The organism is Synechococcus sp. BL107 (assembly GCF_000153805.1).
Classification (GTDB): Bacteria; Cyanobacteriota; Cyanobacteriia; order PCC-6307; family Cyanobiaceae; genus Parasynechococcus.
Genome location: NZ_DS022298.1, coordinates 179,112 through 190,000, shown reverse-complemented (window position 1 = coordinate 190,000; position 10,889 = coordinate 179,112). Strand labels below are relative to the sequence as shown.

Sequence of the window (10,889 nt, the reverse complement as noted above, 5' to 3'; positions counted from 1 at the left end):
TGCAGTCTCGAATTGGCTTCATGACGAAATGCCAGTCCTTAGAGAGTTGTATCACATTTAACTATAGCAAACGTGCCTTTTAAGTGCACCACAATACATTTTCTGCCTGCAGGCTAGATGGTGTTCGCCTGCTTGGAGGATTCCTTCAACGATGTACGCGAGATTAATTAACAGTGGCTGATAAAATTTTCATTAGCCTAAGTTAAAACCTTTATCGATCTAATCGAAGTAGACTAATTGGCAATAATCCTTTTGATAGTTATTTCCTTCATGAGTTGTTCACTATAGGCGACAATTGATTAGATATCTTTTGCTTCTTTAGCTTTACTGTTCTCCTGGATAATAATTTTAGCTATATGTGTTTTTCCAAAAGGCATTAAGAGTGAGATTTCTGTTTAAAGTAGAAAGCTGCGAGACTAAGTTTGTTTGATTCTTTTTGCTGTCAATCATCATATCAAGTGTCAAGGTTGAACTGGTATAGCCAGTGGCTCTATCGGTATCGAAGATTTAATATCTAAATCATCTAAAATATTGATTAATTGATTGTAGATAGCCTGCCATGGCAAGCTGTAGTTAATGTACCCTGCAAGAGCCTGCGAATCGTCTTGATCTTGTACAAGTAGCATGTCAATTTCTCTCGTATAATGATGGATGTGCTGAGACTTATGATTCGCCATCTTGCGGCTCATGTGGCCGACTCCTGGTTTTTGACATATTCTCGCAACATTTACTGAACCAGTAGTGTAATTAGCCATAAAAAGGTCTACTGACATGCCAACTCGAATCTTTTCTAACATTGGCTGCCCTGCAATAATACCGAATCGTCCATGATTACGAAATGTCAGATTTTTGATTATTTTGTTAATAATGTCACTGTCTTTGCGTGCTTCCGAGCGATGGTAATTCGAGCTACTAAGTGGTGGTGTCCAACCGTCGAATATAACTCCAATTTTTGGGTAATGTTCATAGAGAGTGTTTAAGATATTCACAGTGCCTTCGATTTGTTCCAGCCAATAACGCTTTTGACCTGTGATACCTACCCATAGAAGCGGTTGGCATTCTTCCATGAAATCTAATGCTCCAGAATTCGCAATAATTGAATTAGTATTAGCAAATTGACGTAGTGATTGATCCACATTATTTGCATGTTCCAAAGAGCGGGCATCGGGCTTTTGAAAGCACCAAAACCATGACCCTAATTTCAACAGATATCCACTCTCGGCCTCGGTCATATTATTTATAGAGCCTTTGGATTTGCATTGATGCTTTTGCTTCAGCCCTAATCCAGAACCTAAATCGATGAAAGCTTCGTCATTCTTGGAGTACAGCGCATCCTCGGGAAGCAGCTCACCTTCTTCTCGAATATGCTGAAGAGCGAGAAGTGAATCATAGTTACAGTGGTATGGACGCGAATGTCCAACGAGATAACCGAGAAACTTACGGGGCCTTACAATTTGAAAAAATTCAGGTGTGCGTCCCAGTTCTCTCAAGCACTGCAAGATTTGTTGTTGTGTTATATGGCAAACAATGATTAATGTATTCATTCCTGGAATAAAAACAGCATCACAACTGCTCACTCCCTGGAAGACCAATAGACGTTGGCCAGCGTCCTGAATTAAAAGCACATTCCAGGCCGAAACAAGTCTGCTTGCAAGAACAACACCATCTTCTTCCTTGATGATGGCTGGGAAATGTCCATGTCGACGTAGTTGAGCCATACGAACAACAAAATCTATACTTTTTACACGTTCACAGAAAATATTAAACTTATTTGTCGGCTTTACTGCGTAAATAATTTCGGCGGAATTCAAGATGTGCTTTGCAAGTCTTCCGAGATTTACGTTAGGCAGTAGTTTTTCATGTCCGCTAAAATAGCTTGACCACTGCGTAACTTCTTCAAGTTGCGTCATCTCAAGCCTCATTTCAAGCCATGGATACTGAATATTGTTAAAGCACAACGTGAATAAAACATCTAGATCCAAGTCCTTTGTGCATAGATCTCCCCCAAAAGTCAATTGATTTTCGTGCTTGTCACATTTAAAAGTCCAGGTCTGACTGCCACTCTTTAGTACAAGTGAAAGATCTGTTGGCGATAAATTCTCAACTTTATCAACCACTCCTTTAAACGAGAATTTATCTATTGTGATGCTCAAGTTCTTTAGAGTAACTTTGAATCCAAGATGTTCAACAGGGTTAGTTTTAAGAATCTCCGCTAGCATCTGCCAGTACGCAATTAATCCAACTCTAAGCTACAGCTGTGCTTGTGCTAGTCAATCCATATTCCTCATTCGTTCTGTTCTGATTAATTCTAGATTTTTGATTTATATTTTTAAGTTCTACCTGTTATTTCAATAAATTTAAAGAATCTCTCGTATGGTTCTAAACATTATTGGTTCCCCTTCGGGTTTCATTTTCTACTGGTCGTCGTTCAAGAGCCTTCTTCTGACTCTGCTGTATATATCATTTAATGCAAATCATTTATATTTCTGTTCGAATTTATCTCTAGTGATGTTAAGTATCTATGCAGAAAACTCATCAACTATTTAAATTTTTATTTGCCCTCCCCCCTGCGTACTTACCTCTGCTTTATTGTATGCTCAATGTAATATTCGCTCTTGCTCAGTCTGGCGATCCTAGGGTTTATAATTTATAGTTTTTGTATTGTTGATCTATTATAGTCAGATCATCACGCTTTAACCAGCCGACTATGCCTAAATTTGCCAGGCGAAGGCGGGAATTCAAAGCTTTTAGATTTCGTCGTCGGCACGATCATTTCCTACGTTATAGGCTTTCTGGGGCAAAGCCAAATGAAATAATTGATACGGCCAGAGAGCTTGGTTTTAATCTGAATCTTGATGATTTCCATAGAAGAAAGCTCTCGAAGACCTCATCATCAAGATGCCTAAATTTGTTAAATCGTCTAATCAGCCTTCTGAAGTTCTAGTCTATTGATATACTTAGCAGTTCTGTCGATTCTGACTAATTGGTTTAAGTCAATCTTCTATAGTAGCATTAGTTAAGTGTATGTGTGCATTAATATTGTCTTGCTATTGCGCTTCCATCTCTTGTAGAAGTCAATGAATATAATTTCAGGTTGACATTTAGATGTGGGTCCCTCAGGTTATGTTCTCGTTGATTTTTCTCCTGCCTGGCCCGTTAAGACTCATCTGCTCCTTGACTTGTCCTGTCTTTAGAAAGAATTTTTGCGTTGTTATGAAGACTTTGCACCGCATTAGACGCGGCATTTTGCTCAGCATATTTTCGAGAACGGCCGAAGCCATCTGCGCCTAGTCGTGTTCCCACCTGTACGTGGCTTTTAAACCGTTCTGGATCGCCATGGCGACAGCTTTGCTCAGTGGTTATGTAGTTCGGTAAGCCGAGGCCTTCGGCCTGGCTCCATTCCTGAAGAATGCTTTTGCCGTTAAATAGATGGGGCGTAGCAAACACGTCGGCTGTGGTTTGTTGCCACTGGGGCGTCAGCCATTGGTGGATGGGCTCCAAGTTGTTGTCGCTACCGCTATAGATCGCACCGATCAGCGCCTCGGTGGCATCGGCATGCAGAGTTGCTCTGGCCGCTTCATCCCCCAGAGCTTTGGGTCCAATTACCAGAAATGACTCGAGCTGAAGTTTCTCTCCCAGTTGTGTGAGCCAGCGGTCACTTACGAGCTGGGCCCGCAAGCTTGAGCAGCTTCCCACAGGGAGGTTGGGGTAGTGATGGTCGATGAATTCCGTTGCGGCTAGACGCAGCACGGCATCGCCTAGGAATTCCAATCGCTCAAAGTTTTTGCCTCGGCCAGCCGAGATGTGGGTGAGCGCTTCGTCCACCAGGTTCATCAGCTTGGACGAGTTGAGCTCTTGCAGGCCAATCGCCCGCAGTAGCTCCAGCAGGTTTTTTGTTCGTGTGCTGTCCAACGCTCAACTGGATTAGGGGTGAAAGCAGGGCATAAGCCGGGTTCTGTTCACGCCTCCACAGAGGTTGGTCTGCAGAGGGTGGGTGGTTATCTATCTGGGACCGCCGTTACCGACGGCCTCGAGCGGCGCTTACGAGCGGAACGGGGCAGATGGCCAGCCATCGTTCCTTGGCCTTGCTCCCAGCCGGGGTTTACCGAGCCAGCACCTCTCGATGCTGCTGGTGCGCTCTTACCGCACCTTTGCACCCTTGCCTGTGCCGGCGAACCGGCCATCGGCGGTGTGTTTCTGTGGCACTCTCCTCACGGTCACCCGCACTGGGCGTTACCCAGCAAGCCTGGCCATCGGGGAGCCCGGACTTTCCTCAATCGAATCGCGAACAATTCAATTGCAACCACCTCGCCTGCTTTCAGCCCTCATCATGCCTCGTTGGCATAATTAAGGAATCTGGGGCTGTAGCTCAGCCGGATAGAGCAACGGTTTCCTAAACCGTAGGTCGTGGGTTCGAGTCCCGCCAGCCCCGTCACGAGCTTTTCTGCCGGTAGCCAACGCTACATCTGGTGGGGTGGCTAGATCGTTCACCACCGCTAGTGTTAGCGCACTCAGGCGGGTGCCATGACCCAGCTTCACGACCTTCGTTTGCGACTTCTTGTTCAGCAGGAAAGCGAACAGATCTCAGATTCTCAGCCTGCAGATCTTGATTTGTCGGTTGTCCAAGCGCGTTGCCTTTGTTGGTTGGCGTTACTGGCTGAAGCTCATGAAGACCAGGCCAGCGATGCGGAAGGGCGTGGTGATACGGAGCAGGCCATGGGCTGGTTCGCCGATTCCATGCGACTCAGGGATGTGATTGGAGTGGTGTCGTCGATTGAGATCCCTCTCCCAGGGGTGATCGACGCGGGTCAATCTGATGCTGGCGACAACCGCGGCGCTGAGGCGGCTTAACGGGTGTCATAGTGGAGGTCGACTAAGAGGGACTGCGGTGCCGGACGAGCCCTGCCAATGCCCGGACTGCCAGAGGTTCTACAGGGAGCACGATCGGCTCATCCGTGAATCTCCCACCTTGCGTCAGCAGCAAGAATTGAATTGGGCGGCGCTGCAGTCGTTCCGCACGTTGTCCGGTCGTGTTCTGGAAGAACTCCAAAAGCAGCATGCTCCCCGGCAGCCCGCTGAATCAGCGGCACCCACACCGCTGAGTTCTTCGGCGGTACCGGAGGAAGCCACTGACACGATCCAGCAGGCCATCGCTGATTTGGAGAACATCAACGCTCACCTGTTCTCTATTGAGGCCTTGATGGAGCGCGTGTTCGATGTGCGAGTCCCGGAGGAGATCGAGCAAAAATTCCGCGAATTGGCCGGCGAATTGGCACCAGATCCGCTGAATGTGGATCGTTTACGCCTCAATCGTCTGCTGCACCAAACCACGGATTTTCCTGATCGTTGATAAGTCGATTCTGTTTTGAAGCTGTTCGACTCTTAAAAAAGCCCTGGTGTTGAACCAGGGCTTTTTAAATGGATCAACGCGCGTCGCAGGTGATTTCCAGGTTGAGCGGATCAACGTTCCAAATGTTTTGGCAGTACTCCCTAATCGACCGGTCGGATGAGAAGAAGCCTGAACGGGCGGTGTTCAGCACAGACATGCGTTGCCAATGCATCTGATCACTCCAGGCCAGACTCACCGCGTCTTGGGCTCGCACGTAATCGGCAAAGTCGGCCATCACGTAGAAGGGGTCGTGGCCCATGAGGTTATCCAGGAGTGGGCGGAACAGTTCTCCGTCGCCGTTGCTGAAGTGACCCATTTCCACGAGGTGGAGGGCTTCCTGCAATTCGGGCATGGCGTCGATGAAATCCCGAGGGCGATAGCCGCTCTGCCGCAGCGCGCTGATCTCTTCGACGGTCTTGCCGAAGAGGAAGAAATTGTCTGCACCCACTAACTCTCGGATTTCAACATTGGCGCCATCAAGGGTTCCGATGGTGAGGGCGCCGTTCATGGCAAATTTCATGTTGCCGGTGCCGGAGGCTTCTTTACCCGCTGTGGAGATTTGCTCCGAGAGATCGGATCCTGGATAGACCTGCTCACCCAACTTCACGCTGTAATCCGGTAGGAACACCACCCGCAGTCGACCGTCCATATCCGGATCGGAATTCACTGTTTCAGCGATGCCATTGATGAAGCGAATAATCAGCTTCGCCATGTAATAGCCGGGAGCGGCTTTTCCGCCAAACAAAATGGTTCGCGGTGCCATGTCGCCAGCTTGCCCATTTTTGATGCGCAGATATTGGGTGATGATTTGCAGAGCATTCAGGTGTTGGCGCTTGTATTCATGAATGCGCTTCACCTGCACATCGAACAGGGAGGAAGGATCCACCAAAACACCAGTGTTGCGGTGGATGTAGCTGGCTAGTTTGCGTTTTACCGAGAGCTTGGTACTGGCCCAATGCTCAAGAAAGGCGTGATCGTTTTGGCGTTCTTCCAACTTGCGTAGGTTCTCCATGTTGGAGATCCAATCGCTGCCCACGTGCTCGTCGAGCAAGGTGCTGAGCTCAGGGTTGGCGAGGGCCATCCAACGCCGGGGGGTAACGCCGTTGGTGACGTTGGTGAACTTGTCTGGCCACAGGGCAGCAAATTGCGGCAGCAAATCGCTCTTCACAAGATCGGAGTGGAGCGCGGCCACGCCGTTTACATGGTGGGCACCAATGGTGGCGAGGTGGGCCATCCTGACGGCCTTGTTTCCATCTTCATCGATGATCGAAAGCCGGCTCAAAATGGCTTCATTGCCGGGGTAGCGCAGGCGCACCTGTTGCAGGAAGCGGCGGTTGATCTCGTAGATGAGCTCGAGATGGCGGGGCAACAGGCTTCTGAACATGTTCAGATCCCATTTCTCCAGGGCTTCAGGCAGCAGGGTGTGGTTGGTGTACGCGACTGAGCGGGAGGTGATGTCCCAAGCCCGATCCCATTCCAGATGGCGATCATCGATTAGCAAACGCATCAGTTCCGCGACGGCGATCGCTGGGTGCGTGTCGTTCAGCTGAACGGTCCAATACTCCGGAAAGTCTTCGACGCTCAGGCCGCGATGGTCGAGGCTGCGCAGCATGTCTTGGAGCGAACAGCTCACAAAGAAGTGCTGCTGCTTCAGACGAAGGCGACGCCCTTCATCCGTTCCATCGTTCGGATAGAGAACTTTCGAGAGGGTTTCGCTTCCCACCTTTTCTTCAACGGCACCGGAGTAATCGCCGATGTTGAAGGCATAAAAATCGAAGCTTTCGGCGGCATCAGCCCGCCATAAACGCAGGCGATCGCAGATGTTCACCTTGTAACCAAGGACTGGTACGTCATGGGGGATGCCAATGGCGTGCTCCGCAGGAATCCAGCGGGATCGGTAGTTGCCCTTTTCATCGACGTAACTCTCGGTGCGGCCGCCAAAGCCCACAAAGCACGATTCATCGGGTTGGGGCAGCTCCCAGGGCCAACCCCCCTTGAGCCATTTGTCGGTGATTTCTACCTGCCAGCCGTCACGAATGAGCTGGTCAAAAATTCCAAATTCATAGCGAATGCCATATCCCGTGGCTGGAATCTTCAGGCTTGCCAAGGAGTCCATGTAGCAGGCTGCCAGCCGCCCGAGGCCACCATTGCCAAGACCAGGCTCTTCTTCCACATCCAAAATTTGCTGCAGCGATTCGATGCCGAAGTTGCGAAGCGCCTCTTCGGCTTCTTCTTGAATCCCCAAGTTGAGCAAATTGCTATTCAGCTGGGGGCCGATCAAGAATTCAGCGGAGAGATAGGCCACAGATTTCTGCGGTTTCGCGCGCATCGCTTCGGTGGTGGCCAGATACCGCACCATCAAGCGATCTCGCACGGCATAACTCAAGGCCATGTACAAATCGTGACGACTGGCGGTCGATGCGAGTTTGCCGAGGGTGAAGAACAAATGTTCTGTCATGCCATCGAACACGCCCTTTGCGTCGAGGCCCACACGTTCAGGATCGTTGTGACAACCAGGGGTTGGCAGGCGTAGATCGAAGGGTTTGGACGCAGTCATGACGACGAATATCTGAGAGAGCGGCAGCTCCCACGGGCAGCTGATTGCACTGATGCTGATGAGCTAAGGCCAAATGTGCATCAGTAATTGTTGATATGCGAAGCATCGAGACCATCGTTGCTAGCCGTCTAAGCCCTCCATGAAGGGGATCAAAGACATCACGCACCAAGGTTGAGTCGCATTGCAGCCATCTCCCTGTTCCGGTTGTTTCCGTTCCAAACGGACCACTCGATGGACAGTCCAATGGAAGATTCACCATTAAGGTCGGCTCAGATTTGCCAGCCACGATGCTGCTCCCCTCACTGCTGAGCGAAATCAGCAGTCATGACCTGGAGGTCGCCGAAACGCTGATCGGCATTCTGCGTTTTGTTCTGATTTTCGTTGGAGCCCGCACTCTTTCGGAAATTTTGGTGCGGCTCGAGCTGCCCACCATTCTTGGTGAACTGCTTGCTGGTGTGATCATTGGCGCCTCAGGGCTCCACTTGTTGGTTCCCCCTGAAACGCAAGTTCAACTCAGCGGAGCGTTTGCCGATGTGATTGCCGGCATGGCGCACATTCCCGCTGCGGAAGTATCGGTTTTGTACAACGAGAGTTTTGGGGCGCTCCAATCTGTGGCCACTCTTGGCCTCTACTCCCTGTTGTTCCTAACGGGTCTGGAAAGTGAGCTGGATGAGTTGATGGCTGTCGGGAAGCAGGCCTTCTCGGTAGCGGTCGTCGGCGTTGTGCTGCCCTTTGCCCTGGGCACGCTTGGCCTGATGAGCATTTTCCACGTCGATGCCATTCCGGCCATCTTTGCGGGGGCATCGATGACGGCCACCAGCATTGGTATTACGGCCAGCGTGTTTGGAGAACTGGGCTATCTGCGCACCCGCGAGGGTCAGATTGTGATCGGCGCCGCTGTTCTGGATGACATCCTCGGCATCGTGATTCTGGCGGTGGTGGTGTCGTTGGGTGCTGGTGGCAGCCTCGATATCGCTCCGATTATTCAGTTGGTCGTTGCGGCTGTTTTGTTCGTGGTGGTGGCGTTGGTGCTCAGCCGTAAGGCAGCCCCAGCCTTTGATTGGGTGATTGATCAGCTCAATGCCCCCGGCGGCAAATTGGTGGGTTCCTATTTGTTGTTGGGCGCTAGTTGCTTTGCAGCTACAGCCATTGGTTTAGAGGCGGCCCTCGGCGCCTTCGCCGCTGGTTTGATCGCCAGCACTTCGAAGCACCGGCATGAGATTCAAGCGGCGGTAACGCCCATTGTTGGCTTGTTTGCCACCGTATTTTTCGTGTTGGTGGGAGCCGGAATGGATCTTTCGGTGATCAACCCTTCTGATCCAGAGGCTCGATCGGCCTTGGTGATTGCGGCTTTCTTATTTGTTGTTGCCGTCATCGGCAAGGTGGTCGCCGGGTGGGCCGTGTTTGGCAAAGAGCCCACCAATCATCTGGTGGTGGGTCTTGGAATGATGCCCCGCGGCGAGGTGGGCTTAATTTTCCTTGGCCTCGGCACGGCGTCTGGATTGCTGAGTCCAGGGTTGGAAGCAGCGATTCTGTTGATGGTGATTGGTACCACATTCTTGGCACCGGTGCTGTTGCGGTTGGTTCTCAAAGACAAGCCGCCAGAGGATGGCAATCAGGTGCCCGAGGAGTTTGCGGCAGATCCGCTTGGTGGGTCGTCATGACCAACCCGTTGGGGTTTTGATTATTCCGCTCGAGAGGCGGCGATGATTAACAAACTCCAGCCAATCGCGATGAATCCCAGGCTGGAGGCCCAGCCTGGACCAAGGGCCCAGCTGGCGATGAGCTGGGTCACTACGCCAACACCGAGGGCCAACAGCAGGCTGCTGATCACCAAGGTGATTTGACGCCACTTCTCTGAGAGCGGACTGTCCGTGAGACTGGCCTCAAAGGCAGACAAGGGTCCGCTTAAGGGGACGTAGAGAGCGATGGCCCAGAGCAGAGCACCGCGCCACACCGATGGATCGGCGAGTGGTCCACCAAAGGCGATGTAGTCCTGCATTCGAACTTTGGCGTGAGCTTCCTAGCATCGCGCCACTTGCCTGTTGTTGTGGAGATCAGTCCCTGGAGCCATCTCGGCCATGCCGTCCATACGGTGTGTCAGGAACCGGATCAGCCGATCCCATCCGATCGTCCTGCTCTTTTGCTGGTCCATGGCTTTGGAGCGTCAACGGACCATTGGCGGTACAACATCCCTGTGTTGTCCCGCAGCCATCCAGTCCATGCCATCGATTTGCTCGGCTTTGGCCGCAGTGCCAAGCCGGCCAGCCTTTCGTATGGCGGCGCCCTCTGGCGTGATCAGCTTGTGGCCTATGTGCACGAACGGATTGGGCGACCAACGGTGATCGCCGGTAATTCCCTTGGGGGGTTTGCAGCCCTCGCAGCGGGTGCGGCCCTTGGTCAGGACTGCGCTGGTGTTGTGTTGCTCAATGCAGCTGGCCCGTTCAGTGACGAACAAAGACCTCCCAAGGGATGGGGTGCCATCGCTCGGCAAAGCATTGGGACAGCCTTGTTGAAGAGCCCAGTGGTTCAACGAATCCTGTTCGAGAACCTGCGCCGTCCGGCCACAATCCGTCGCACCTTGAACCAGGTGTATGTGGATAAAACCAATGTGGACGACTGGCTGGTGGAGGCGATCCGACGCCCGTCCATGGACCCTGGTGCCTTCGGGGTGTTTCGCACCGTGTTCGATATTCCCAGTGGTCAGCCCTTGGATGAATTGTTTGCCGAGCTCACGGCTCCCTTGCTGCTGCTGTGGGGCATCCGTGACCCCTGGATCAATGCTCCGGGGCGTCGTTCCACCTTCCAACGCCATGCCCCAGAAGCCACCAAGGAGGTGGTGTTGGATGCCGGACACTGCCCCCACGATGAGGTTCCGGAGCAAGTGAACGCGGCTTTGCAGGAGTGGCTGGCTGAACTCAATTGAGAGATCTGCTGCCAAAG

Annotated in this window: 8 protein-coding genes, 1 tRNA gene and 1 other RNA gene; 5 read left to right on the top strand and 5 right to left on the bottom strand. The window is 51.5% G+C overall.

The features are described from left to right. Positions 1-461: 461 nt before the first annotated feature. The 3 genes from BL107_RS00945 to rnpB form a co-directional block, all read right to left on the bottom strand. Positions 462-2,219: a hypothetical protein gene (locus BL107_RS00945; RefSeq protein ID WP_009788381.1), complete on the bottom strand. Its 1,758-nt coding sequence runs from the start codon at positions 2,217-2,219 to the stop codon at positions 462-464. Between the two features lie 937 nt (positions 2,220-3,156). Beyond that, complete coding sequence (gene rnc, locus BL107_RS00940; protein ID WP_009788380.1) at positions 3,157-3,912, bottom strand: ribonuclease III; 756 nt, start codon at positions 3,910-3,912, stop codon at positions 3,157-3,159. Positions 3,913-3,928: 16 nt separating this feature from the next. After that, positions 3,929-4,320, bottom strand: an RNA gene (gene rnpB / locus BL107_RS12060) — RNase P RNA component class A. 38 nt (positions 4,321-4,358) lie between these two features. On the opposite strand from rnpB, the gene BL107_RS00930 reads away from it, so the two are divergent. The 3 genes from BL107_RS00930 to BL107_RS00920 all read left to right on the top strand — a co-directional run bounded on the left by BL107_RS00930 (position 4,359) and on the right by BL107_RS00920 (position 5,350). Then, a tRNA-Arg gene (locus BL107_RS00930) sits at positions 4,359-4,432 on the top strand. 92 nt (positions 4,433-4,524) lie between these two features. Continuing rightward, positions 4,525-4,851 carry a hypothetical protein gene (locus BL107_RS00925; protein ID WP_009788378.1) on the top strand — a complete coding sequence of 109 codons (327 nt, stop codon included), beginning with the start codon at positions 4,525-4,527 and terminating at the stop codon, positions 4,849-4,851. A 37-nt stretch (positions 4,852-4,888) separates the two neighbouring features. Continuing rightward, entirely contained in the window at positions 4,889-5,350 is a 462-nt protein-coding gene (locus BL107_RS00920; RefSeq protein ID WP_009788377.1) for a hypothetical protein, read from the top strand. A 73-nt stretch (positions 5,351-5,423) separates the two neighbouring features. Here BL107_RS00920 and BL107_RS00915 read toward each other — a convergent pair whose 3' ends face one another. Then, positions 5,424-7,946 (bottom strand): glycogen/starch/alpha-glucan phosphorylase, encoded by a 2,523-nt coding sequence (locus tag BL107_RS00915; RefSeq protein ID WP_009788376.1) that lies wholly within the window; start codon positions 7,944-7,946, stop codon positions 5,424-5,426. Positions 7,947-8,233: 287 nt separating this feature from the next. Between BL107_RS00915 and BL107_RS00910 the strand changes: the two genes are divergently transcribed. Further along, positions 8,234-9,610, top strand: a complete 1,377-nt coding sequence (locus BL107_RS00910; protein ID WP_009788375.1) for a cation:proton antiporter — start codon at positions 8,234-8,236, stop codon at positions 9,608-9,610. Between the two features lie 20 nt (positions 9,611-9,630). On the opposite strand, the gene BL107_RS00905 is transcribed toward BL107_RS00910, so the two are convergent. Next, positions 9,631-9,948: a hypothetical protein gene (locus BL107_RS00905; RefSeq protein ID WP_009788374.1), complete on the bottom strand. Its 318-nt coding sequence runs from the start codon at positions 9,946-9,948 to the stop codon at positions 9,631-9,633. Between the two features lie 36 nt (positions 9,949-9,984). Here BL107_RS00905 and BL107_RS00900 point away from each other — a divergent pair, with 36 nt between their 5' ends. Next, a complete protein-coding gene (locus tag BL107_RS00900; protein WP_369791560.1) occupies positions 9,985-10,872 on the top strand; it encodes an alpha/beta fold hydrolase in 888 nt (295 codons plus the stop codon). The last annotated feature ends 17 nt before the right edge of the window (positions 10,873-10,889 follow it).

Coding starts and splice junctions, on each gene's coding strand:
- BL107_RS00945 (WP_009788381.1), bottom strand. CDS start 2,219: ATGCTAGCGGAGATTCTTAAAACTAACCCTGTTGAACATCTTGGATTC.
- BL107_RS00925 (WP_009788378.1), top strand. CDS start 4,525: ATGACCCAGCTTCACGACCTTCGTTTGCGACTTCTTGTTCAGCAGGAA.
- BL107_RS00915 (WP_009788376.1), bottom strand. CDS start 7,946: ATGACTGCGTCCAAACCCTTCGATCTACGCCTGCCAACCCCTGGTTGT.
- BL107_RS00910 (WP_009788375.1), top strand. CDS start 8,234: ATGCTGCTCCCCTCACTGCTGAGCGAAATCAGCAGTCATGACCTGGAG.
- BL107_RS00905 (WP_009788374.1), bottom strand. CDS start 9,948: ATGCAGGACTACATCGCCTTTGGTGGACCACTCGCCGATCCATCGGTG.